The sequence below is a fragment of the Paenibacillus liaoningensis genome, from assembly GCF_059609455.1.
The window spans coordinates 55205-80144 of the sequence record NZ_JCAALU010000017.1 but is presented as its reverse complement, the minus strand read 5'-3'; the positions used below and the strand labels follow the sequence as shown (position 1 = coordinate 80144).

The window sequence follows — 24940 nt, the reverse complement described above, 5'->3', positions numbered from 1 at the left end:
CACCCTCCCGATTTCATCTAAAAGTTAGTTCAAAGCCCGTTCTATGACGGCCATTCTGACCGGAACCCCGTGCTCCATCTGCTTAAAAATCCGGGACTTGGCATGCTCGACAAGCTCATCGTCAATTTCAACATTGCGGTTGATCGGCGCCGGGTGCATAATAATCGCGTGATCCGCCATTGCCTCGCTGCGCTCCACCGTCAATCCAAACTGCTCGCGGTAGCTTTCAGCCGAGCTCAGCATGCCGCTTTCGTGACGCTCCAGCTGTACCCGCAGCATCATCACGACATCGGATTTCAGCGCTTCCTCCATCGTTACATAACGGGCATCAAGCTCAGCGGCCTGCAAGTTCGCAGGAGCGCAAAACTTCACCGTAGCCCCCAGCTTTTGCAGAGCGTATAAGTTCGAACGCGCTACGCGGCTGTGCAAGATGTCTCCGATAATCGAGACGGTCAATCCTTTAATTGCGCCAAATTGCTTGCGCATCGTATATAAATCAAGCAGCGCCTGCGTCGGATGCTCGTTGTTGCCATCGCCCGCGTTAATCAGCGGCACTTTAATTTTCGTAGCCAGTTCGGCTAGCAAGCCAATCGGCTTGAGCCGGATAATGCCGACGTCTATGCCCATCGACTCCAAGGTGCGAACGGTATCATATACCGACTCGCCCTTCTGCACACTCGATACGGCTGCTGAGAAGTTCAGCACCTCCGCTCCAAGCCGCTTCTCCGCTACCTCGAAGGAGAAGCGTGTGCGCGTGCTGTTCTCGAAAAACATATTCGCTGCGAACTTGCCCTGCAGCACATTCTGCACTTTCGTCTCCTGCTGCTCCCAATGAGCGGCACGATCCAGTATGGCGATAATTTCCTCTGCGTCAAGCTCCTTCAAACCAAGCAAACTGCGCTGTTTGAGCTGTAAAAGTGTCATTTAGGCTTGCCCCCTCTGATGAATAATTTTCACCTGGTCTAAGGAATCAATCTCGGTTAACGTAACGGAGATTTGCTCTTGTTTGGAGGATGGCACATTTTTGCCTACAAAATCCGGTCTAATCGGCAATTCCCGATGACCACGGTCAACCAGCACAGCAAGCTGAATGCTTTGCGGCCTGCCGCAATCCATTACCGCATCCATCGCAGCGCGAATCGTCCGGCCGGTATACAGCACATCGTCGAACAAAATAATGTTGCGGTCCTGTACGACCGACAGTTCGACATCAATTTCGCCGATTATGCCTGCTTCCATCTCGGTGCGGCTGCCTGGCGCCTTGCCGTCATCGCGATAGCGGGTAATATCCAGTTCCTTCACTAAAACAGGCTTGCCTTCAATTTCCTGTATGCGCTCTGCAATTCTTCGGGCTAAATAAACGCCTCTTGTCCGAATGCCGACCAGTGTACAGTTGTCAATTCCTTTGTTCTTCTCCACGATCTCGTGGGCGATGCGGGTCAGTGCCCGGCGAATGGCTGCATCATCCATAATGACCAAGTGCTCTTCTTCCACCGTTACGTTACCTCCCATCCTAGCGCAGGTTGAACTGCCAACTCTCATCAAGGCGCTTCACAAGCGTAAACGGCTTAGGCTTAAGCCGTCTTCTGGCGGCAAAGCTACCGTTTCGCGATGAAATATAAGCCCGTTATAAGTGTGTAACTTATAAATGCTTATATTTGAAAAAAGACTCCTTGCGTATTCGCAAGGAGCCCATGATTAACCGCTAAGGATTCCATCCATCCCCGCCAACCTTATGAGTTGCGGAAGATGAGGAGTTTCTTGTCCCCAGCTTAATTAATCAACTATTCACGCTACCTTGCCAGCCTCACAGGACTGAGTTAAAGGTACAACTTTATACCAAAGGAATTATCCCACGTTCGACATAAGATGTCAAGTGGCAGCAGCCTTAAACACGATCTGCCCACCTTGTGCTGGATGTTTATCATATTTATGGCAATCTGTTGGCATACTAACCAGCAACTACGGACATTTTGCAAGCAGGAGGGAACAAGATGCAGTCGCACGTATCACGGCCACATGAAAAAGTCAGCCTGCCCGCTTCACTCGATGCGTGCATCCAGCATATTCAAACTGAAATCGGCGGCAGCTCGGATCTCGTCGTCAAACGGTTCTCCTGCCTGCATCTGTGGCCTGGCGCTCTCGTTTATATTGAAGGCATGATTGATATTCAAATGCTTCATCAGTCGGTATTGGGCTCACTTATGGGCTATGCGAATGAGCACACGCCAAAGTTTGACGATCCGAATGATCGCTTAACTCATGTGAAAGAGGATGTATTAATCGCCGGAAACACCGATTATATCGATGAGATGGAGCTTCTGTTCCATCGCCTGCTGTCCGGCGCCATTGTATTGCTCCTGGATAACAGCATGCAAGCCATTAGCATTAGCGCGGCTGGTTGGGAAGACCGCAGTATAACCGAACCACAATCGCAATCAGTCGTTCGCGGGCCTATGGAAGCTTTTACAGAAAATCTGCGTACGAACACCACTTTAATCCGCAGAAGAATTAAAGATTCTCAGCTCTGGTTGGAAACGCGGCAAATCGGAAAACTAACAAAAACATCCGTTGCTCTTATGTACATGAAACATCTGGTTGATAAAGGTGTAATCGAAGAGGTGCGGCGCCGGCTGGATGATATTGATATCGACAGCATTTTGGAAAGCGGCTATATTGAGGAACTGATTCAGGACGTTACACTGACACCTTTTCCCACGATCTACAACAGCGAGCGCCCTGATACGGTCGCTGCCGGACTGCTGGAAGGTCGGGTTGCCATTATCGTCGATGGCACTCCGTTCGTCATGCTTGTCCCTTCACTGTTCGTCCATTTCTTCCAATCGCCCGAGGACTATTACCAGCGCGCAGATATCAGCTCCCTGTTGCGGCTCATTCGCTATTTATCGTTTTTTATCGCCATGCTTGCGCCCTCCTTCTATATCGCCATTACGACTTTTCATCAGGAAATGCTGCCGACCAGCCTGCTCATTAATCTCGCAGCACAGCGCGAGGGCGTACCGTTCCCTGCGTTCATCGAAGCCGTCCTTATGGAGCTTACCTATGAAATTCTGCGCGAAGCGGGCGTACGCATACCTAAGACGGTAGGCCAGGCAGTATCCATCGTTGGCACGCTCGTTATCGGACAGGCAGCTGTAGACGCTGGCGTCGTATCGGCAGCGATGGTCATTATCGTCTCGATTACCGCCATATCGAGCTACGTCATTCCCGAAAACGGCATGTCGATCGCCGTACGGATTTTGCGTTTTTTGCTCATGATTCTAGCGGCAACGTTCGGATTTTTCGGCATTTTGCTCGGAATGCTGGCCATTTTGCTTCATTTGACGAATTTGCGTTCGTTTGGTGCAGCATACATGAGCCCATTCGGCCCATTCGTAGCTTCAGATATAAAAGATTCACTGTTTCGTATGCCATGGACGCATATGATGAATCGACCATACTCCAATGGCAATAGACAGAAAAAAAGGCAAAAGAAACGTACGAAACGCTTATAAGGAAGGGGACGCCGCATGAAAAGAACAGGTATTTCCTTGTTGGCTGCCGCTTTAATTTTGCTGTTGATAACCGGCTGCTGGGACCGTCAGGAAATGAACGAACTTGGCATCGTTCTTGCTATGGCGATCGATAAGGGAAAGAACAATATGCTGGAAGTATCCTGCCAGATCGTCGTCCCATCGGAAGTAGCATCCAATTCCGGAAAAAGCACGACAACGCCCGTAACGCTGTACCAAGCGAGCGCGCCCACCGTCCTCGAAGCGATTAATAAAATGAGCCTGATTAACCCACGGATTAGCTATATGTCCCATATTCGCGTACTTATTTTCAGCGAAGCGGTCGCTAGAATGGGCATTGCCGATGAGTTGGAAACTTTTTTGCGGCATCCGGAAATCCGGCCAGACTATTATGTGATGATTGCACGCCATTCGAAAGCTTCGGAAATTTTGAATATTTTAACCCCGCTGGAAACCATTCCAGCCAATAACCTGTTCCTTTCCCTGCAAAATTCCGCAAAAACATGGGCACCTACTATTACTACCGCCTCTGACGATTTATTGGAGAAAATGATTAGCGACGGAGTGGAGCCTGTACTGACTGGCGTCCAAATTATAGGTGATAAGCAGCACGGTGGAAATAAGGATAATTTGACGACAATTAAGCCCGCAGCGAATTTGACGTATACTGGCATGGCAGTGCTCAAGAAGGACAGGCTGCTTGGCTGGATGAACGAGCAGGAAAGCAAAGGCTATAACTATATTACAAACAATATAAAAAGTACGACGGGAAACTTACCTTGCCCGGACCATAAAGACAAGCTAAACATCAAGGTACTGCGCAGCCAGACCGATGTTACCTCCAAAATTGTAGACGGAAAGCCGGTTATCCACATTAAAGTCAACAATATGTCCAGCATCATGGGAGATGCTTGTACCGTGCCAATCTCTAGTCAGGATGACCTCAAAATCATTGAGAAGGAGGGCAGCGAAAAAATCGAAATGTTTATGAAAGAATCTGTAAAAACTGTTCAAAAGCGTTTTAAATCCGACATTTTTGGATTTGGTCTGAATATTAGCCGAAATAATCCCAAGCAGTGGGCGCAATTACGCGATCATTGGGATGAGGAGTTCCCAAGACTGAAGATAGAATACGAAGTTCATGTTCAACTGCGAGGGGTCGGCATGCTCGACGATTCTATTTTACAGGATATAAAGGAGTAAACCAATGTCACTGCCAACGCTCATTGTATTATGTGTCGCTATTTCCTTCGGGATGATTCAAATGCCCGCTTTAATCAAAAAAAAGCTGAAACGAGAGGCTTTTGCTTATTTTCTGCTGCTCAGTGCCGGAACCACCTTCAGCATTTACGCAGCAAATGTGCAGCCTGTGCCAAGCCCGCTTAATGCGTTAATTACGATTTATGAGCCCGTCAATCAATTTTTCGATCGAATGTTCCGACCTTAAACTATGAAGGGAGCCACTATGCCATGCTGGAAAAAGGAAGAATTAGCGCAAGACAGCTGGCCGTGCTTGTTTTTTTAGCCGCTGTTGGCGATATGATCTTGATCATACCTGCTATTATTGCGGGCTACGCGCAGCAGGATGGGTGGATCGCCGCCCTGTTCGGCATACCTATCGGGTTGCTTATTCTTTGGCTGATTCTCCATTTGAGCAGCTTTTACCCAAAGCTCAATCTAGTTCAAATCAATGACCGTATTCTCGGAAAATGGCTGGGGGCGCTGCTCAGCTGCGCCTATTTGCTCTTTTTCCTGCTGGCTGGCTCAACCTTCATCCGTGAGGTTGGAGACTTTTTGACAACTCAGCTGTTCCTGAGTACACCTATTCGCTACATCCATCTCTTGTTCGTGCTGATCCTCATGTGGGGCGTATGGAATGGCATTGAGTCGATTGCCCGAAGCGCCGAAATCTTGCTGCCACTGTTTATTTTTATTTGTTTAGCTTTAATTGTCTGTCTGATCCCGCAAATGGATTTAGAACGGTTAAAGCCCTATTTTGGCTCGGAAGGGCCGTCATTCGCTCATGCTACGATGATGTTCAGCGTTTATCCGTTCGGGGAATTATGCTCCTTTCTCATGATTTTCCCCTATGCCTCCAAACCAGCTCATCGAAACAAGGATGTGCTTATCTCGGCCTTATGCGCTTCACTGCTGCTTTTCCTGCTCGTGTTTATTTCCTTGACGGTTCTCGGCGCTTATTTTACCGAGCATAATATTTATTCGACTTATGTGCTGACGCAAAAAATCAATATCGGGGCTTTTCTTCAGCGTATTGAAGCTTTAATAGCTACTGCCTGGGTCATTTCAACCTTCTTCAAAACCGTGCTTTATTTTTACGCCTTCTCGATCGGAACGGCGCAGCTGCTGAGGCTCTCTACCTTCAAACCGCTCATCGTTCCAACCTCCTTCCTCATGTTTGGTCTGGCCATGATGATTGCACCCAATCTTTTGTATTATGTCAAAACGATTGTTCCCTACTGGATCGACTGGGATTTCACCCATGGCTTTATAATTCCGGCACTGCTCGTTTCCATCTATTATATGAAGAAAAAATTCAAGAAAAAAAGCTCCGCAACCTGAGGTTGCGAAGCTTTTTTGTCTTATGGCATATGTTATGCAAGCCATTTATCCGTTTGGCTTACAGCGACATTTTGCGAATACGTTCAACCGCTTTTTCCGTATTTTCACGGCTGCCAAATGCAGTCAGGCGGAAGTAGCCTTGGCCGCTTTGTCCGAAGCCGACGCCCGGCGTACCCACAATGTTCGCTTCCGAAAGCAACTTGTCGAAGAAGGCCCATGAATCGAGGCCGTTTGGTGTTTTCAGCCAAATGTACGGCGCGTTAACGCCGCCAAATACTTCAAGACCAATCGAAGCAAGACCGTCACGAATGATTTTCGCATTCGTCATGTAGTAGTCCACCAGTGCTTTAATCTGCTCTTTGCCTTCTGGCGAGTAGATTGCTGCTGCGCCGCGCTGAGTGACGTAAGACACACCGTTGAATTTCGTCGTGTGACGACGGTTCCACAGATCATTGATCAATACTTCCTTGCCGTTGTCATCGAAGCCTTTCAGCTCGCGTGGAACGACGGTGTAAGCACAACGAACGCCTGTGAAGCCTGCTGTTTTGGAGAAGCTGCGGAATTCGATTGCAACTTCCTTCGCGCCTTCGATTTCATAAATGCTATGCGGCACATCCGATTCTTGAATAAAAGCTTCATAAGCCGAATCGTACAAAATGATGCAATTGTTGCTTTTTGCGTAGTCAACCCATTTTTGCAATTCCTCACGGGAAAGCGTCATGCCCGTCGGATTGTTCGGGTAGCATAGGTAAATCAGATCCACCTTGCGGTCTGGCAGGCTTGGCGTAAAGTTGTTTTCCGCTGTGCACTCTAGGTAAACGATATTTTCATAACGCTTCGAATCTGTATTGTATTTGCCAGAGCGTCCAGCCATAACATTCGTGTCCACATAAACCGGGTACACCGGATCTTGAACCGCTACGATGCTGTTTTGGCTAAAAATCTCCTGAATGTTGCCGACGTCGCATTTTGAGCCATCGCTCAAAAACACTTCGTTCGTTTGAATATCGACGCCGCGTGCTTTGTAATCATTCTCGATAATGGCGTTAATCAAGAAGTCATACCCTTGCTCCGGGCCGTATCCGCGGAATGAGCCTGGTACAGCCAGCTCGTCCACAGCTTCGTGCATCGCTTTAACAACCGCTTCCGGCAACCCCCGCGTAACGTCGCCAATCCCTAAGCTAATAATTTCGGCATTCGGGTTTTCTTTAATAAACTGGGTGCGACGCTTTGCAATCTCGGAAAATAAATAGCTGCCTTGCAGCTCCTGGTAATTATGATTAATGTTCGTCATTATTTATCACCAATCCTTTAACTACTAGAATAGCTTACTTTTCCCCGAGACTTAATAAAGGATTTGCCCAAAAGTTTGTATTTTCGCGATACTGCTCCGCCAAGTGCAAGGACACTCCAGCCCGGCTTATCGGCCGCGCAGTACGCTCAATACATGGTTCATATCGCCGGGAATCGGCGCTTCGAAATGCATGAGCTCGCCTGTGCGCGGATGCTTGAAGCCAAGCACTGCCGCATGCAGCGCTTGTCCTTTAAGCGCTACTGTCTTGTTGCGACCATACATCGGATCGCCTGCCAGCGGATAGCCAATATACTTTAAGTGGACGCGAATTTGATGCGTGCGCCCTGTCTCAAGCTGCAGCTCCAATAGCGAATAGTCTTCCCCAATACGCTCGATAACCATGAAATGCGTAACCGCATGCTTGCTGTTGCGCTCCGTGACTGTAAACATTTTACGGTCATTCGTATCTCTGCCGATTGGCGCATCAATCGTGCCATGGTCATGCGGCAAATTGCCATGCACCAAACCGATATATTTGCGCGTTATCGAATGGTCCTTCAGCTGCGCAGCGAGCGAAGCGTGAGCCAAATCATTTTTCGCGATCATCAGCAGTCCTGAGGTGTCCTTGTCAATGCGATGGACGATGCCGGGACGAAGTACGCCGTTAATGCCCGACAGGTCTTTACAATGATACATGAGCGCGTTGACAACGGTGCCCGATGAATGGCCCGGTGCGGGGTGAACGACTAGTCCGCGCGGTTTGTTAATGACGATGACATCGCTATCCTCATAGACGATATCAAGCGGTATATTTTCAGGATCAATGACAGCCTCTTCCGGCTCGGGAATCGTAACGACGATAACGTCGCCCGCGGCAACTTTATAATTTCTTTTGCCTGTTTGGCCGTTTACCGTTACAGCTTGGACCTTAAGCCATTCCTGCACTTGCGTGCGCGATATAGACGGATCATCCATCGCTTCGGTTACGACTTTGTCCAGACGTTCGCCAGCTTGATCCTCGTCAATGACAAAACCAACTTGCTCCTGCTCTTCCAGTTCAAACTCTTGCTCTATTTCTTGCTCATCAAACGGTTTGCTGCTCATTCGGGTTAGACTCCTTATCCTCTTCACTTCTCATTTGATCCTGCTTCTCCTGCTTCGAGGTCAGCAAGGCATCAATTAATATCAATGCGACACCTACGCAAATCGCCGAATCAGCGACGTTAAAAATCGGGAACGAATAGCTGCCGAAATTAAACAGCAGGAAATCGACAACTTCGCCGTACATCGCCCGGTCCAGAAAATTGCCGAACGCTCCGCCAAGCACAAGTCCAAGACCTGTTAACAACCATACTTTGCCGAGCTTCCGAGTCGTTTGTATGTACCAGATAATCGCGGCTAAAATAACAATCGTAATGACGATAAAAAATAAACGCTGCTCCTGCAAAATACCAAAGGCAGCCCCTTTGTTGCGGTGCGATGTAATGTAAAAGAAATTGCCAATTACACTAATCAAATCACCCAGGTTCAGCTGTGTCGCAATTATTTTCTTCGTTATAAAATCTACAACAAATACGAATAAAGCGATCCAGTAGTAGTAATAACGCATCTACTTTCTCCTTTCGTTGTGCATGCAAGGCCTTTCCGTCTGCATAACATTCCGTCATATGTCCCAAGCTATTGTAGCATAGTCAATATGGAATGAGCCAGCCTCTGCAGTGCGGAGGACTAAATGCGCAAAGGACGGTGCCTGACATGAGGCTGCCTACAATGGAACAGCTAAGCGAGCTGCATGCTCGGTTAATATCGGACAAGCAAGACATTGAACAACGACTTGAGCATAACGGCCACTATGGCCTTGCTACGGGATGGAAATCGAATAACAGCGATCTTTCAACAATCGACAATCACCCAGCGGATTCCGGAACTGATATGTTCGAGCGCAGCAAAGACATTGCCCTGCTGGAGCAGGAGGAGCTGCATTTGTACAGAATTGATGCGGCGCTGGAAGCTTTTCAAAACGGGACCTACGGTTCCTGCATTGTGTGCAAGGAGCCTATTCCTTATGAACGGCTGGAAGCCATTCCAGATTGCTTATATTGCCTGGACCATGCTCCGCGGCAAGATCTGGACGCGCAGCGTCCAATTGAGGAAGAGACGATTCAAATGCCTTACGGCTATTCCAGTGAAAAAGCCTACACGGGCTGGGCCGGCTTCGACGGCGAAGATGCGTGGCAAATTGTCGAGCAATGGGGCAACTCCGACTCCCCGGCCATGTCTGACAACCGCGAAGCAACCGATTATGAGCATATTGGCTCGGCCTCCGAGGAAAATGAAGGTTTTGTAGAGCAGCTTGAAAGCTTCGTTGCCACCGATATTACCGGGCGCCATGTGTCCATTATTCATAATTCACAATATAAGCGTTATATGGAAAGCAATGAAGGCGACCACCATTTGGAGCAGGACCGTTAAATACGTTTCGCTCATAGACAGCAGCTTCCGTTATTTGTTCATAAAAAGGCCCCTGCTCTTATAAGGCCAGCATTATGAATAAATAACGGAGCGTTTGTCTTTGTCAATGTATGTAACCTACTGCCTAATAGTTTTTCCCTTCCAGCTGAATCTGAACGATGCGCACGATATCCGCAATATAGTCGCCGATAATCGGCAAATTGAGCGCCCCTAAAATTTGCAATACATACAAAATCGTCGCTGCAAAAAAAGTAAAGCCAATCGCGATACCGACGCCTCTCGCCAAGCCAGCAAGCACATTGCGCCATATGAGGCTGATTGGCCGATTAAGCAAATCCACATATTCGGCTATTTGCGTACGTTCCATTTCCGCCGCTATCTTGCTCAGCCTGCTATCCAGCTTGCTTAGCGTATGTTCGAGCGACTGCTCTTCCTTCACGGAACGAATCGGCTTACGCTCCAGCTCTTTCATCTCAGCATCCCTCCCAGGCATAAAAATAAGGAAAAAACGAGCATAAGCTATGCTCGTTTTTTATTTGCTCCTTATACTATATCCTTAAACGCCTTTTTCTTATGCTGAATAAAACAAGCTTGGCACAATTTTCTTCGCGCCCTGGCTTTAGCCTTTGATCAAAATGCCAATTTCCTTCTCGCCCAATTGGACCCGTTCGCTGCCTTCAAGCTCTTCATAGGAAACGCTGCTCAGCAGTACATTTTCCTCCAGCACATGGCTGAACGCTTCAAGCGCTGTGCGCAATCCTTCATCGACGCTCAGCACAAGGTCAATGCGCTTCTCGATTGGCAGATCCAGCTTTTTGCGCGTATCTTGAACCGCACGGATCACTTCGCGCACCCAGCCCTCTTGCTCCAGCTCAGGCGTAATGTCCGTATTCAAGGCTACGGTAATACCGCCGCCAGAAGCGGACGCAAAACCGGATTTCGCTTGCTTCTCAACGAGCAGCTCCTCGACAGGAATGAACAGCTCTTCCGCATCCACAGCCATAGCGAGCGCGCCATGCGCTATAACGGCACGCGTTTCGTCGGCCGTTAGCGATTTCAGGTGAGCCTGAATCGGACCAACGTTTTTGCCGTATTTTTTACCAGCCACTTTGAGGTTCAGCTTAAGCGTGAAATCCACAAATCCACTATCGCTGTTTTGCACGACGATTGATTTGACATTGATTTCATCCTTCACGATTTCCTCATAGCCTGCCACGTCAAACTCACGGTCAAGGGACACGATCAGCTCAGACAGCGGCTGACGCGTCTTGATGCCCGTCTCGTTGCGAACGTTGCGGGCAAGCTCGACGATTTGCTTCGCGCTCTCCATATCCTGCTCTAGCGTTAGGTCAATAGCGGACTCGTCTGCTGTAGGATAGTTTGCGAGATGGACGCTTTCTCCGCCGCCAAGGTTGCCATAGAGGTCTTCCGCAAGAAGCGGGGCATATGGCGCAATGACGCGTGCCAGTGTCAGCAGCACATGACGCAGCGTTTGATAGGCATTGATTTTATCCTCGGTCAGGCCGCTGCCCCAGAAACGATCACGGGAACGACGGATGTACCAGTTGCTCAGCTCGTCAACGAAAATTTCAATCGCCTTCGCCGGATTCAGGAAGTCATTACCGTCAAGCCCTTTCACAGTTGTCTTGATCAGGCTGTTCAGACGCGATACGATCCAGCGATCCAGCTTATTCGCGGAATGACGCTCTTCGTATGTTTTGTGATCGAAACCATCGATCGTTGCATACAGCGCATAGAAGGCGTGCGTATTGACAATGGTGTCAATGACCTTCGATTTTGCTTCGCCCACGATCGAACGCGAGAAACGTTTGCTGTTCCAAGGTGCACTATCCGCAAGCAGCGCCCAACGGAAAGCATCCGTGCCGTACTCGTTGATAATTTCCCAAGGATCAATAACATTGCCTTTGGATTTGGACATTTTCTGACCATTTTCATCCAAAATATGTCCGGTCGAAATAACCGCTTTATACGGCGCCTTGCCGTTGTATAACGTCGATACCGCAAGCAGGCTGTAGAACCAGCCGCGCGTCTGATCGATGCCTTCACAAATCATATCTGCCGGATACTGTTCGGCAAAACGATCGTTATTTTCAAAAGGAACATGATGCTGCGCAAACGGCATGGAGCCGCTGTCGAACCATACATCGATCACTTCTGGCGTACGCGTCATAATTGCGCCTTCGGCAAACGGCGATTTCAGCTTGATTTCATCGACGTAAGGCTTATGCAGCTCAATGTCCTCCGGCACGTCGCCAACCGCACGCTCGCGCAGATCGGCAATGCTGCCAGGCGAATATTGCTTGCCCGTCGCTTCGCAAATCCATACGTTCAGCGGCGTTCCCCAATAGCGGTTGCGGCTGATGTTCCAGTCCACCAAATCCTCAAGGAATTTGCCGAAGCGTCCCTCGCGGATATGGCCTGGGTACCAGTCTACTCCATTGTTGTTAGCGATCAGCTGATCTTTAACGGCCGTCGTCTCAATGAACCAGCTTTCTGTCGCATAATACAAGAGCGGCGATTTACAACGCCAGCAGAACGGATAGCTATGCTCGTAACGCTCCTTCGAGAACAGCAGGCCGCGCTCGCTAAGCATTTTCACAATGTCGACATCGCAATCTTTGACGAAGCGTCCAGCAAGGTCTGTCACTTCATCGACATAACGGCCTGCATTGTTCACGACGTTCAGCATGCTGATGCCGTTTTGGCGTGCCACTCTATAGTCATCCTCACCATGCGCCGGCGCAATGTGTACAATACCTGTACCGCTCGTATCGCTTACGAAATCGCCAGCGATGACTTTATGCGCATTGGAAACGGCAACGTAACGGAATGGCGGCTCGTAGCTTTGGCCAACCAGTTCGGAGCCCTTAAGCGAGGACAGCACTTCGTGCTCCTCTTTAAATACGCTCTCTACCAGGTTTTTAGCGACGATAAACACTTCGCCATTGCTTGCTACACGAACGTATTCGAGCTCCGGATGAACAGCAAGCGCTACGTTTGCCGGCAGCGTCCAAGGCGTAGTCGTCCACGCCAGCACGGATTCGCCAGTGTCCGCAAGCTTAAACTTGACCGTTGCGCTCAAATCTTTAACGTCCTCATACCCTTGAGCAACCTCATGGGAGCTCAGCGTCGTTTGGCAGCACGGGCAATATGGGCTTACGCGGTGACCGCGATACAGCAAGCCCTTGCTATGAATCGTCGAGAGAATATGCCATACACTTTCGATATATTCGTTTTTAAGCGTAATGTACGGGTTGTCAAGATCTGTCCAATAAGCGATGCCCTCGGTCAGCTCGCGCCACTGCTTCTCATATTCAAAGACGCTGTCCTTGCATTTTTTGATAAAAGCTTCTACGCCGTAATTTTCGATCTCCTGCTTGCCGGAAATGCCGAGCTGCTTCTCAACACCAAGCTCTACAGGAAGGCCATGCGTATCCCAGCCCGCTTTGCGAACGACGCGGTAGCCGGACATCGTTTTGTAGCGGCAAATAAAATCTTTAATGACGCGGCCCAGCACGTGGCCGATATGCGGCGCGCCGTTAGCGGTCGGAGGACCTTCATAAAACACGAAATTCGGTTTGCCTTCACGGTTTTCAATCGACTTTTTGAACGTATCGTTATCCGCCCACTGCTTTAATACGCGAAGCTCGCGCGTTCTTGCTTTTTCCTTCACATCTACACGTTGCATCTTCAAATTCCTCCCGACAATTAGAAGCCCTTTATAAGAATGAAACTTATGCAGGCTTATATTTTCAAAAAAATAAAGCCCCGCCCCTGTAGAAGGGACGAGGCTTGCTCGCGTTACCACCCTTGTTCCGTCAATGTCGCTGCATAAGCAGCCTAAAAGACGGCACCTTTGGCGTGAATGCCTTAGCATCCACGGTCCTTGTAACGGAGGACGGACCGTCGGCCCTTACTCCTTCTGCCGTACAGCTACAATAGCTGGTTAGGAAAAGTTTCGGCGCCGCTTCTCGGAGATGATATTCTGTAACTGCTTGAACGTCGTCTTGCAGCAAAGCAACGACTCTCTGGGGATCAAGCCACGATACATACTCGTTCTCGTCAACGAAGTTTCACATCTGAACAATCATTAATCCTATTTATAGCGTATCGTCGCCCCGTTGTCAATTCGTGTTGTGCGGATTAACCTCGGGAAAGCTGCTCCAGCTCAGGATGCTGGCCTGGATCAAGCGTTCTCCAATCGTCCTGGCTCAGCAGTTCCAGCTGCGCTTCCACAAGCGTACGGAACCGTGCACGGAAGATCGATGCCTGCTTCTTCAGCTCCTCAACCTCAACCGATACTTTGCGCGACTTGCTCAGCGAGTCATTAATAATGCGATCCGCATTTTTCTCCGCTTCCTTGATGATCAGCTGCGCTTCCTTCTTCGCATTGTTTCGAACCTCGTCAGCCGCCTCTTGTGCGACGATAATCGTCTTGCTCAGCGTCTCTTCGATGTTCGAGAAGTGGTTCAGCTTCTCCTGCATATTAAGGATCTGGTTCTGCAGCTCCTTATTTTCGCGGATTATCGTTTCATAATCTTTAATGACCTGGTCAAGAAATTCATTGACCTCATCCTCGTCATAGCCGCGCAACCGGCGACCAAATTCCTTATTATGTATGTCCAATGGCGTTAACGGCATCGGCGCACCTCCTCGACTTATTTCCATACCGGAAAACATTTGCTGTGGAAAGGATTCGACAACCGCCAGCAAAATCCTGCAATTGGGCTAAATAAATTTGCCCACCTTCAGCCGAATTCTGCCTTTCTTCGTCACGCCATCCGCCTCCATAACTTTAAATCGGCCCAACCCTTTTATAGATACGACATCGCCTTCGCGCAGCTGCTCGGACGGGTCTTCCACCGTTTTCCAGTTCACCCGGCATCTGCCGGCGCGAATGGGATCTACAATTTTTGTACGGCTGATCCGGTGCACATCGCTTGCAATACCGTCTACCCGCATCGAAGCCACTGTAAAGCTCATTTCCTGCAGCTCTGGCACGACTGGCGACAAGGAAGACAGTGGAATGATTTCGGTCAATACGCTCGCACGGTGCACCTGCCTTAAGTGAACGTTCAAATAATCCGCAATATCTTCCGTCATCATAATGTGAGCGAAAGTTTCATGGACATGAATGTCCCCTACCCGGTCACGCTTGATGCCAAGGCCCAGCAGGGCGCCAAGGTAATCGCCATGATCGAGCTGCTGGCTTGTCCCGCCCGGACCGCTGACCTGTACCTCCAGCACAGCAATTGCGGCAAGCTCCTGATCCAGATCGCGGTAATCCGGCCCAATAATCGCCCGGCAGCGCTCTGCCTCAGGGTAGCCGCCATCAAGCCGCAGCTCCACATCCGGATGGCGATTGACGAGGCTTTGAACGATCTGAGCCTGTCTCGGGTCCAAAAAATCGGTCCGCTTCAGCTCATGCTGCTGTGCGGACCGCTCCACCCATTCCCACGCCCGGTCAACGAATGGCTTCTCGTCCGGGTGGAAATGGTCATATATAGGTAATTTCATTGAAATTCCCTTCCTAACTTTTGAAATCTAGCCCGGCAGTATAAAGCCTACTACCGCAATGAGCCCCATTGCCACAAAACGAAGCGCAAAAATCGCTACGATTGGGGAAATATCAATCATGCCGCCAATCGGTGGAATGAAACGGCGGAAAATGCCTAAGTACGGCTCAACCAGCTTGCCTAAAAATACGCCAATAAAGCTTTCGCGCGCATTGGGCAACCACGACATTAACACATAACCAATAATCATAAAGCTGTAAATACTTTGAAGGTTCATAATGAGCCCTGATACACTACTAAACAATCGGTGGTCACCTCATTTTGGAGTATTCATTGTCCTCTGCCATCATTTCCGTAATCGACCCTTGAATTTCAACCGAATCCGGCGTACATAGGAAAATGTTCGGGCCGAGCTTCGAAATATTGCCACCCAAAGCGTACACTGTACCGCTGAGGAAATCAACAATGCGAAGCGCCAAATCGGTACGCACACGCTGCAGGTTCACAATGACGGCACGGCGCGAACGCAGATGATCGGCAATATCCTGCGCCTCATCATAGGAGCGCGGCTCGCTTAAGATAACTCGTACATTTTTCTGCGAATGTATGCTTACGATGTTGTTGCCCTTTGTATTTTTACGTGCTTCGAACGGAGAGGTTTCAATTTCATGGTCTGGCTCCTCCGGCTGCGCGCTTCTTTCCCGTTCAATGATCTCTTCTTCCTCCTGCAAACCAAGAAAATTCATAAACTTATTCATAACGCCCATTCGTCATCCCTCTTTTCCAACTAGTATCGTTCCTAATCTAATCCACGTTGCGCCTTCTTCAATCGCGACCTCAAAGTCATTCGACATGCCCATGGAAAGTTCCGTCAGCGGAGCGTTCAAAGCCACTGCCCTATTCATCTTATCCCTCAGCTCCCGCAAAGCGCGGAACACAGGCCGGGTCTGCTCAGCTTCAGCCTCATAAGGCGCCATCGTCATTAAGCCTACCGGCTGTACATACTGAAAGCCTTTAATCGCTTCCAGAAGCTCCGGGAGCTGCTCCGGTTCAAGGCCATGCTTGGAGTCTTCGCCCGATACATTAACCTGAATCATACAGGGCACCTGCACGCCAAGCTGCGCTGCTCGCTTCTCGATTGCCTGTGCAAGCGACAAGCGGTCCAGCGAGTGAATGTATGTAAACTTCCCTATGACATCTTTAACCTTATTCGTCTGCAGCGAACCGATGAAATGCCAGATGGCTTGTCCATCGCCTCCTTCGGCTGTTTCGCCGCTAATCGCTTCCCACTTGGGCAGCGCGTCCTGAAAGCGGTTTTCGCCTAAATGGCGAAGTCCCTCGTCAAACGCCTGAACAGCTGTAGCGAGCGATACATATTTAGTCACCGCAATAACGTTCACATCCTCCGGCTTACGACCGCTTCTCTCGCATGCTGCATCGATCCGGCGCTGTACATTTGCTATCCGCTCTGTTAATGAGCTCTCCAATTTCGTCACCTCTTTGCAATCCCAATCCAGCTGGCCATTCGTCCTGTTTTGCCGCCCTCCATCCGGTGGGAGAAAAACAGATCCTGACGACAGCCAGTACACCACTGTGTTAATTCGATATGGATCGGCATAATTCCTGCTTTTATCATAATCTGACGGTTAATTTCTTTCAAGTCGACCATCGCCTTGCCATTTGGCAGCAGCTTTATCAGCGAATTACGCGCTTCTTCGCCGCTCAGCTCGAAGGATTCGAGCAAAGGAAGCACCTTGCTAATGACCGTTTGGTCGACCTCATAACAGCAGCCGCCAATCGACGGGCCGATAGCGGCACGCACATTGTCCGCTCTAGTGCCATATTGCGCGGCCATCGCCTCAAGCGTCACTTTGGCAATATGCGCAACGGTCCCTTTCCAGCCCGCATGGGCAAGCGCTACCGCCTGATGCTCCGGATCATAAAAATAAAGCGGCACGCAATCGGCATAAAAGGAAGCGAGCAAAATGCCCGGCACATCCGTCATCAGGGCATCGGTATCCGCAATCGCATCGCTGCGGGACTCCCTGCCCCGCCCAGCGTCCTGCTCGGTTACTTTATATACATCAGCGCCATGCACCTGCTCCGCGCAGGTCCACGCCTCGAAGGGAAAGCCGACCGCATCAGCAACCTGCTGGCGGTTGTGAATAACGTCGCGATCTGCATCGCCGACATGGAGCCCCATATTCAGCGTCGCCCAAGGCGCGGCGCTTACACCGCCATCGCGGCCGGTAAACCCGGCTGTCAGCTGATTATTTTCATCCATCCAATTAGACAACAAAAAAAGCGAAGGATTCTTCGCTGAATGATTCCACTTAAAAGCTTCCATTCGGGTCATCACCTCTTTATGCAGTTTACCCTGTTATCCTCTTGCGTGCAAATCCTCTTCCTCCAGGCGCTGCTTCGTTTCATCCATGCGTACGAGCACTACATCCGCCCCAATTTTCACAATGTTGCGCCAAGGAATGACGACCTCGCCGCCTGGCCCGCCAAACAGCCCCATAAAGCGGCTATACTGCGGAATCACGATGGAATCGATGCGTCCCTGCCTCAAATCCAGCTCCAAATCGGTAATATGCCCAAGCTTCTTGCCATCCACAATATTAATGACATCCTTCGTCTGAAAATCAGATATCTTCATCGTTTGCTCACCACTTTTCCAGCGGGATGAATAACCATTTTTATGACCGGGCATGCTGTACTGCCCTGCTCCGCCTAGCTGTGCACTCTTTTATATCAGTATATGTAAGACGCGCCCAAAATGTCCTCTTTCGCAAAATAACTACTTTTAGCAGCATCCGGCGGGCATAAAGACATTAAAAAGACCGGACATCAATGTCCGGCCTGCTTCCCATAAGGCGAGCTGCGTGAAAGCCAAACCTTCCACGCAGCTCGTCATCTTTGTCTCGAGCGTCTACGTCTTGACATACTTCTGCATTTGCTGGATCGCCGACTTTTCTAGGCGTGATACTTGAGCCTGCGAGATGCCGATTTCATCGGCGACCTCCATTTGCGTCTTGCCTTCGAAAAACCGCATCGACAAAATCATTTTTTCCCGATTATTCAGTTTATGCATCGCTTCGCGGAGCGCGATTTCCTCGATCCACGACACATCTTTGTTTTTGTCATCGCTAATTTGATCCATGACATAAATCGGATCGCCGCCATCATGGTAAATCGGCTCAAACAACGATACCGGGTCCTGAATCGCATCAAGCGCGAACACAACATCTTCCTTTGGAACATTCAGCATTTCGGAAATTTCAAAAATCGTCGGCTCGCGCGAATTTTGATTCGTTAAGCTGTCTCTGGCTTGCAGCGCTTTATAAGCGATATCGCGCAAGCTACGAGATACTCTAATCGGGTTATTGTCGCGCAAATAACGGCGGATTTCCCCGATAATCATCGGGACAGCATAGGTGGAAAATTTGACGTTCTGGCCAAGATCAAAATTATCTATCGCCTTCATAAGTCCAATGCAGCCGACCTGGAATAAGTCGTCTACAAACTCTCCCCTATTGTTAAACCGTTGAATGACACTGAGCACAAGCCTCAAGTTGCCATTAACCAATTTCTCTCTGGCTGCCCACTCATTGCGGGTTTGCAAAGCGGTGAACAGCTCCCGCATTTCAACATTTGTCAGGACAGGCAGTTTTGCGGTATCCACTCCACAGATCTCGACTTTATTTCGTGCCAACGTGATTACCTCCCAAGGAGAAACATTAATGTTCATTATCTCCTCGGACGCCCGAAATATTCCTGCTTCACCCTCCGCTTTGCAAGTCTATGGATTGCCCTTTTATACCATTTTGTTGAACTCCTTGCGCAGCCGCTTAATTATGCGTTTTTCCAAACGCGAAATATAAGATTGAGAGATACCGAGCAGATCGGCAACGTCCTTCTGTGTTTTCTCTTCCCCGTCCGCCAGCCCGAATCGCAGCTCCATAATGATGCGTTCACGCTCCGTCAGCTTGTCGAGCGCCTTATGCAGCAGCTTGCGATCGACCTGCTCCTCAATGTTGCGGTAAATCGTATCGTTTTCCGTTCCGAGCACATCCGACAGCAGCAGCTCATTGCCATCCCAATCAATATTCAGCGGCTCGTCAAAAGAGACCTCGGTGCGCGTTTTATTGTTGCGGCGCAAATACATGAGAATTTCATTTTCGATACAGCGCGATGCATAGGTGGCCAGCTTGATTTTTTTCTCAGGATCAAAGGTGTTGACCGCTTTAATTAAGCCAATGGCGCCAATCGACACCAAATCCTCAATGTGAATGCCTGTATTTTCGAATTTGCGGGCAATGTATACGACAAGCCGCAGGTTGCGCTCAATGAGCATCGCCCGGATAGCCGTATCGCCAGAAGGCAGCTTGCCCAGCAAATATTCTTCTTCTTCCCGAGTCAAGGGAGGCGGCAGCGCCTCGCTTCCACCAATATAATAAATCTCTTCGCTTTTTAGTCCGAATAAAAATAAAGTCCGATAATAATATAACTGCAGAACCAATTTCCACTTGACGAGCATCCGGCCTATCCCTCCCCGATAATCGTAGTTTTTTCAGTCTCCTGTTTCACATCCGCTTGCGGGGTCTGCACAAGTGCCGGATGAATGATCGCCTGATACGAGCTGTCTGCTGTCAGCTTGCCGCCATCGAGCCCAATCAACACTTTTTTCGCTACATAGCTGCAGCCATCCCGCTCAATTCGGACAAAATCCGGCTTTAGCGCCAGCATAAATTGCGAGCCGCGGTTGACGCCGCGGTAAGGAATGAGGCGCAATCGATGCTGCCAAATAAACACTTCTTCGCCCATGCCTGCTACCAGACGATCCACCTCGGCCTCGCGAATGCTTTGCAGCCATGAAGGTGGCAATTCATTTTGCCAAAGAGCGGCTTCAACGACCATTACCGGAGTTCGTGACAGCGGATCATAGAGCTGATTGCCCGTATCAATCAATCCGATGCAGCGAAATTCCTGATTTTCAATATGAATAATTACATCGGCAAGATGAGTTTGCACCAACTCCCTTTCACGACGCTGCGTCAACACGGTGCGGTATATATACAGCCCGATACAAAACGCTGCAAATAAATAAATAAGGCTCATTTTCAGTTCAACATGCATGCTTCCATCGACAAAGGCAATCGTTCTCCATACTTCTCCCGAGCCCTGCATCAGCAAATAATAAATGCCGATGATCGCTCCTGCCGCCACAAAATTAACGGCATAAAAGGCTGCCGTCGTGCGAAGAAAATGCTGAATCGACCCATAACCAAAAGCAATCCACAGCATCAGCATCGAGATGCCCAGCTTGACTACTAAGGTAAACAGGACGGATAGCATCGGAAACAGCATAAGCACGACGTAGCTGGCTCCTACACTTGCAGCGGCGAGCACCCGCCATGGCTTGGCACGAATGTTCCTCGCCCATGCTGTCGTCAGCAGCAGCCCACCGTCGACCAGCAGCTCCCGCACAAACATGACATCGACATATACAGCCACAATCGTCACCTTCCCGCGAATTCCGTCCGCCAAGCTTGCTTCATAGCGCCGGTGAGAACGATTGAGACTAGTATATTAAAATCCTATTTCAAAGTCTGTCTAATCATGACGGGGTGAGCCATCTTTTTTTGTCGAGCGAGCAAATAAAAAACGGCAGGACAAGCGGTCGTTTGACAGCGGCAAAAGTGTTTTTGCCTAGCTCCTGCTAGGGCATAAGGTGAAACGGCTGTCGCCGTCCTCTGGCGGCACGGCGCGTTTCAGTCCGAGAAATATAGGAAAGGCTGGAAAATCATATCCTTTCCTATATTTTAGGAAACGCAAAAAAAGCCCGCTCTCCCCCAAAAAAATATGGGGAAAAGCGGACTTTCTTGTAGGCGATAAACCGCCTGCTAGCGATCGCTGCGTGGACGGTTGCGCAAAAAGGCTGGAATCTCAAGCTGATCGCTCGAGGTGCTTGCGCCAAAAGGCTTGACAGACGATGTCGAAGCAGGCGTGGAGGTCGGACTTGCCGGCTGGCGAGTCTCTGATTCTCCTTGCTGCTGCGGCGAGCGTCTAGCAGCCGGAGCACCCTTGTGCTCAAATCCAGTCGCAATGACGGTAACTTTGATTTCATCCTTCAAATTATCGTCAATGATGGCACCAAATATCATATTCACTTCCGGATCGGAGGCGGAAATAACAATTTCAGCTGCTTCATTAACTTCATACAAGCTCAAGTTGCTGCCGCCTGTAATGTTCATAATAACGCCGCGCGCGCCATCAATGGACGTTTCCAGCAGCGGGCTCATAATCGCTTTTTTCGCTGCTTCTGCTGCACGGTTCTCACCGCTGGCTTCGCCGATTCCCATCAGTGCAGAGCCGCGCTCTGTCATAATCGTCTTAACGTCTGCGAAGTCAAGGTTGATAAGACCAGGTACTTGGATCAAATCGGAAATACCTTGCACCGCTTGACGAAGCACGTTATCCGCTTCACGGAACGCTTCCAGCATAGGCGTCTTCTTGTCGACAATCTCGAGTAGACGGTCATTTGGGATAACGATCAGCGTATCTACTTTCTCTTTAAGCGCTTCTATGCCCATTTCCGCTTGTGCGGCACGCTTGCGGCCTTCGAAGGTGAATGGACGGGTTACAACGCCTACTGTCAGCGCTCCGCATTCTCTTGCAATTTCGGCAATAACAGGCGCAGCGCCTGTTCCTGTGCCGCCGCCCATACCAGCGGTAACGAATACCATGTCCGAGCCTTTCAACTGGTTGAGTGCGAGATCACGGGATTCCTCAGCCGCTTTCTTCCCCACTTCCGGGTTAGCGCCCGCGCCAAGTCCGCGTGTCAGCTTATCGCCGATTTGCAGCTTGTGCTCGGATTTCGCCAAATGCAGCGCCTGAGCATCCGTATTGACTGTAATAAAGTCAACACCTTTTACCCCATTTTCAATCATTCGGTTAACCGCATTGCTGCCGCCGCCGCCGACGCCGATTACTTTTATTTGAGCGAGCTGCTCCAATTCCATGTCGAATTCCAACATCATCAATTTCCCCCGATCAAATAAATTCGTTAAACATATTTTTTATCCGTTCGAACATACCGGGTTTGGATGAAGCGGTGGAACCCGTTTTGCGGCTGCTTGCGGCTTTTTTCACTGTGCTGGTTGTTCCGCGCACTCCCATATATTTCGATACGTATTGAATCATTCCCACACCGCTGCTGTAAGCGGGGTCGCGCACGCCGATATAATCCGGAAGTGCCACGCGCACGGTGGATTCAAGCTCTGCTTGAGCAAGCGCCAATGTGCCCGGCATTGTCACTGCTCCTCCAGTCAGCACATAGCTGCTGACCTTGTCATGATAACCAAGACGACGAACCTCTTGCTTGATCAGGCTGAAAATCTCCTGCATCCGAGGCTCGATAATGCTCGCCAAATCGACTTGAGAAAATTCCTTCTCAACATTGCTTCCCATACGGAGAACTTTGAACTTCACATCTTCCGCAGCATCGCCAATGTAGGAACAGCCGTATTTCAGCTTGATTTTCTCCGCTTGATCACTTTGGGTACGCAAGCCGTAAGCGATATCGTTCGTTACGTACTCTCCGCCGATAGGAAGCGTAGAAGTCGCCGCAAGTCCGCCCTGCTCGAAAATCGTAATCGTGCAGGAGCCTGCTCCGATATCCGCTAGTACAGTACCCATCGTTTTCTCGTCTTTCGTCAGCGATATGACGCCGGATGCCAATGACATCAAGATGACGCCGGAAATGCGGAGTCCTGCTTTCTCCACACAGCGCATCAAATTATGTATCGCTGTCTTAGCACCTGTTACAATGGTGGCTTCCACTTCCAGACGCACGCCGATCATCCCCCGAGGATCGGATATGCCTTCCAGTCCGTCTACCAAATATTGCTTCGGCACTAAATTAATAATCTCGCGTTCAGGCGGCAAAGCTACTACTTTCGCAGCTTGCACAACTCTTTCAATATCTTCCTCGCCAATTTCACGGTCCTCATTGGATACGGCAACGACGCCATGATTGGTTTGCAAAGCAATATGGTTGCCTTGAATCCCTACATAGACGTCTGATATTTGAATACCTACCATTCGTTCCGCATGCTCAATTGCATTACGAATCGACTGAACGGTCTGGTCGATATCTACAATAGCTCCTTTGCGAATACCCTCTGAGTCGGCAGATCCAACTCCAATAATATTAATGGCTCCGTTATTCACTTCGCCAATAATAGCACGAACTTTGGATGTACCGATGTCTAAACTGACGATGATGTCGTTGCTGCTCAACCCGCGGCACCTCCGTTTCAACTTATAAATTATACAGCTTGTATCAGTTTAATCACAAAACGCCTTTTTACATATTCAACGCAGTTAATAGTATCCCTCTTTTTAAGGGCACTATTTTTCTAACTCTATATGAATTTTAATTTCATCAAGGTGAAACGGCTGTCGCCATCCTTTGGCGGCGCGGCGCGTTTTCATTCCGAGAAATATAGAGAAAGGATGACGAAATCACATACTTTCCTATATTTCAAGGTGAAACGGCTGTCGCCATCCTTTGGCGGCGCGGCGCGTTTCATTCCGGGAAATATAGAGAAAGGATGGGAAGATCATATCCTTTCCTATATTTTAAAAAATACTCATATGGTGTTTAAGCGCCATGCACGTCGTTTTGCTTTCTTTTTTAAAAGTCCACCTATAAAATTTTATCACTGTTTTCTTAAATTGAGTAGTCTGTTTTTCAACTGCCCTCTTCATTTTCTGGATCTGTCTTAATAAAGGAATCATACGTATCGGCAAGCAGCAGGGTTATTTTTCCAGGCTCCTGCGTTTCAATGACCGCATTCATCGTTTCGATTTTCTCGCTCAGCAATGAAATAGCCGTTACTACCTCGAATTTCGTGCGCGTGTAAATTTTGATGCGGTCAGGATACGCCTTCGATGGATATGGCATAATTTCGGATAAATCAGACAGCTGCTTCGCCGGAATTTTGCCAAGCTGCTCCGCTAGCTCTACGCGATAATCATCCCCCTGCTTCCAGCCAGACAATACAGGCTTATTGACCAATAGCTCCTCATTAGCAGCTGGAAGCTCTGATCCGTTCGCAAGCAATGCTGTCAAATTGCCATCGCTTAACAGCTCAAAGGCGACTACCGGATATTCCTCTACCGTAATCGTTACCTTCCCAGGGAAAGCTTTGTCCACGGTAACGTTGTTAATAGTCGGAATCGCTTTAACCGCTTGCTCAATCGTTGCTGACGTTGTGCCGAAAAAAGCGTCACCCACCGATATGGCAGCAGCCTGTCCAATTTCTGCAGTCGTCGTATAGGCTGTGCCCTCAATACGAATCTCCGAAATTTTGCTAATAGAAGAATTAAAAAATAGCACGGACAGCACAATGACAAACAGCAGCACAAGCACGCTAAGCAGCTTGCGATTGCCTTTTCGTTTGCCAACCGGTTTTTTTAGCACTGGCATCGGCGCGCTCATAACTTGTCCCTTCTTT

General features: G+C 49.3%; 25 protein-coding genes and 1 other annotated feature. Of the genes, 5 read left to right on the top strand and 20 right to left on the bottom strand.

Annotated features, from left to right (window positions below):
• Positions 1–24: 24 nt before the first annotated feature.
• Together AC6B99_RS25295 and pyrR are read right to left on the bottom strand one after the other, a co-directional pair.
• Positions 25–924, bottom strand: a complete 900-nt coding sequence (locus AC6B99_RS25295) for an aspartate carbamoyltransferase catalytic subunit (protein WP_056041586.1) — start codon at positions 922–924, stop codon at positions 25–27.
• Entirely contained in the window at positions 925–1470 is a 546-nt protein-coding gene (gene pyrR, locus AC6B99_RS25290) for a bifunctional pyr operon transcriptional regulator/uracil phosphoribosyltransferase PyrR (protein WP_442952562.1), read from the bottom strand.
• 524 nt (positions 1471–1994) lie between these two features.
• On the opposite strand from pyrR, the gene AC6B99_RS25285 reads away from it, so the two are divergent.
• The 4 genes from AC6B99_RS25285 to AC6B99_RS25270 are packed head-to-tail and all read left to right on the top strand — an operon-like array spanning position 1995 to position 6113.
• Complete coding sequence (locus AC6B99_RS25285) at positions 1995–3515, top strand: spore germination protein (protein WP_496664496.1); 1521 nt, start codon at positions 1995–1997, stop codon at positions 3513–3515.
• A gap of 15 nt (positions 3516–3530) precedes the next feature.
• Positions 3531–4736 (top strand): Ger(x)C family spore germination protein, encoded by a 1206-nt coding sequence (locus tag AC6B99_RS25280; RefSeq protein ID WP_056041594.1) that lies wholly within the window; start codon positions 3531–3533, stop codon positions 4734–4736.
• 4 nt (positions 4737–4740) lie between these two features.
• Complete coding sequence (locus AC6B99_RS25275; RefSeq protein ID WP_056041597.1) at positions 4741–4980, top strand: hypothetical protein; 240 nt, start codon at positions 4741–4743, stop codon at positions 4978–4980.
• A gap of 23 nt (positions 4981–5003) precedes the next feature.
• Complete coding sequence (locus AC6B99_RS25270) at positions 5004–6113, top strand: GerAB/ArcD/ProY family transporter (protein ID WP_496664495.1); 1110 nt, start codon at positions 5004–5006, stop codon at positions 6111–6113.
• Between the two features lie 58 nt (positions 6114–6171).
• Here AC6B99_RS25270 and AC6B99_RS25265 read toward each other — a convergent pair whose 3' ends face one another.
• From AC6B99_RS25265 to lspA, 3 genes are all read right to left on the bottom strand, one after another.
• A complete protein-coding gene (locus AC6B99_RS25265; RefSeq protein WP_056041601.1) occupies positions 6172–7407 on the bottom strand; it encodes an LL-diaminopimelate aminotransferase in 1236 nt (411 codons plus the stop codon).
• A gap of 126 nt (positions 7408–7533) precedes the next feature.
• Complete coding sequence (locus AC6B99_RS25260) at positions 7534–8511, bottom strand: RluA family pseudouridine synthase (protein WP_494861750.1); 978 nt, start codon at positions 8509–8511, stop codon at positions 7534–7536.
• The gene (gene lspA, locus AC6B99_RS25255) at positions 8492–9016 is read right to left on the bottom strand and encodes a signal peptidase II (RefSeq protein ID WP_056041605.1); all 525 of its coding nucleotides are present in this window, start codon (positions 9014–9016) and stop codon (positions 8492–8494) included. The genes AC6B99_RS25260 and lspA overlap by 20 nt, the downstream gene beginning before the upstream one ends.
• 161 nt (positions 9017–9177) lie before the next feature.
• Between lspA and AC6B99_RS25250 the strand changes: the two genes are divergently transcribed.
• Complete coding sequence (locus AC6B99_RS25250; protein WP_494861753.1) at positions 9178–9879, top strand: TraR/DksA C4-type zinc finger protein; 702 nt, start codon at positions 9178–9180, stop codon at positions 9877–9879.
• Positions 9880–10003: 124 nt separating this feature from the next.
• Here AC6B99_RS25250 and AC6B99_RS25245 read toward each other — a convergent pair whose 3' ends face one another.
• The 15 genes from AC6B99_RS25245 to AC6B99_RS25175 all read right to left on the bottom strand — a co-directional run bounded on the left by AC6B99_RS25245 (position 10004) and on the right by AC6B99_RS25175 (position 24924).
• The gene (locus AC6B99_RS25245; protein ID WP_099520895.1) at positions 10004–10351 is read right to left on the bottom strand and encodes a DUF5665 domain-containing protein; all 348 of its coding nucleotides are present in this window, start codon (positions 10349–10351) and stop codon (positions 10004–10006) included.
• A gap of 147 nt (positions 10352–10498) precedes the next feature.
• Positions 10499–13588, bottom strand: coding sequence for an isoleucine--tRNA ligase (gene ileS, locus AC6B99_RS25240; RefSeq protein WP_496664494.1), 3090 nt, complete (start codon positions 13586–13588; stop codon positions 10499–10501).
• Positions 13589–13678: 90 nt separating this feature from the next.
• Positions 13679–13975: a binding site (T-box leader), on the bottom strand.
• A gap of 68 nt (positions 13976–14043) precedes the next feature.
• On the bottom strand, positions 14044–14541 hold the full coding sequence (locus tag AC6B99_RS25235) for a DivIVA domain-containing protein (RefSeq protein WP_046230429.1): 498 nt from the start codon (positions 14539–14541) through the stop codon (positions 14044–14046).
• Between the two features lie 87 nt (positions 14542–14628).
• Positions 14629–15417 carry a YlmH family RNA-binding protein gene (locus AC6B99_RS25230; protein WP_056041611.1) on the bottom strand — a complete coding sequence of 263 codons (789 nt, stop codon included), beginning with the start codon at positions 15415–15417 and terminating at the stop codon, positions 14629–14631.
• A gap of 27 nt (positions 15418–15444) precedes the next feature.
• Positions 15445–15720 (bottom strand): YggT family protein, encoded by a 276-nt coding sequence (locus tag AC6B99_RS25225; RefSeq protein WP_494861762.1) that lies wholly within the window; start codon positions 15718–15720, stop codon positions 15445–15447.
• A 7-nt stretch (positions 15721–15727) separates the two neighbouring features.
• The gene (locus tag AC6B99_RS25220) at positions 15728–16183 is read right to left on the bottom strand and encodes a cell division protein SepF (protein WP_046230426.1); all 456 of its coding nucleotides are present in this window, start codon (positions 16181–16183) and stop codon (positions 15728–15730) included.
• Positions 16184–16186: 3 nt separating this feature from the next.
• Positions 16187–16903 (bottom strand): YggS family pyridoxal phosphate-dependent enzyme, encoded by a 717-nt coding sequence (locus tag AC6B99_RS25215; RefSeq protein WP_056041613.1) that lies wholly within the window; start codon positions 16901–16903, stop codon positions 16187–16189.
• A 5-nt stretch (positions 16904–16908) separates the two neighbouring features.
• A complete protein-coding gene (gene pgeF / locus AC6B99_RS25210; RefSeq protein ID WP_056041615.1) occupies positions 16909–17763 on the bottom strand; it encodes a peptidoglycan editing factor PgeF in 855 nt (284 codons plus the stop codon).
• Between the two features lie 33 nt (positions 17764–17796).
• Positions 17797–18075: a YlmC/YmxH family sporulation protein gene (locus AC6B99_RS25205; RefSeq protein ID WP_046230423.1), complete on the bottom strand. Its 279-nt coding sequence runs from the start codon at positions 18073–18075 to the stop codon at positions 17797–17799.
• Positions 18076–18348: 273 nt separating this feature from the next.
• Positions 18349–19131, bottom strand: a complete 783-nt coding sequence (gene sigG / locus AC6B99_RS25200) for an RNA polymerase sporulation sigma factor SigG (RefSeq protein ID WP_056041617.1) — start codon at positions 19129–19131, stop codon at positions 18349–18351.
• Positions 19132–19233: 102 nt separating this feature from the next.
• Positions 19234–19956 (bottom strand): RNA polymerase sporulation sigma factor SigE, encoded by a 723-nt coding sequence (gene sigE, locus AC6B99_RS25195; protein WP_046230421.1) that lies wholly within the window; start codon positions 19954–19956, stop codon positions 19234–19236.
• Between the two features lie 5 nt (positions 19957–19961).
• Positions 19962–20966, bottom strand: a complete 1005-nt coding sequence (spoIIGA, locus tag AC6B99_RS25190; RefSeq protein ID WP_235533304.1) for a sigma-E processing peptidase SpoIIGA — start codon at positions 20964–20966, stop codon at positions 19962–19964.
• Positions 20967–21322: 356 nt separating this feature from the next.
• Positions 21323–22456 carry a cell division protein FtsZ gene (gene ftsZ / locus AC6B99_RS25185; RefSeq protein ID WP_056041621.1) on the bottom strand — a complete coding sequence of 378 codons (1134 nt, stop codon included), beginning with the start codon at positions 22454–22456 and terminating at the stop codon, positions 21323–21325.
• 16 nt (positions 22457–22472) lie between these two features.
• The gene (gene ftsA, locus AC6B99_RS25180; protein ID WP_056041624.1) at positions 22473–23720 is read right to left on the bottom strand and encodes a cell division protein FtsA; all 1248 of its coding nucleotides are present in this window, start codon (positions 23718–23720) and stop codon (positions 22473–22475) included.
• Positions 23721–24174: 454 nt separating this feature from the next.
• The gene (locus tag AC6B99_RS25175) at positions 24175–24924 is read right to left on the bottom strand and encodes a cell division protein FtsQ/DivIB (protein ID WP_056041626.1); all 750 of its coding nucleotides are present in this window, start codon (positions 24922–24924) and stop codon (positions 24175–24177) included.
• Positions 24925–24940 lie beyond the last annotated feature (16 nt).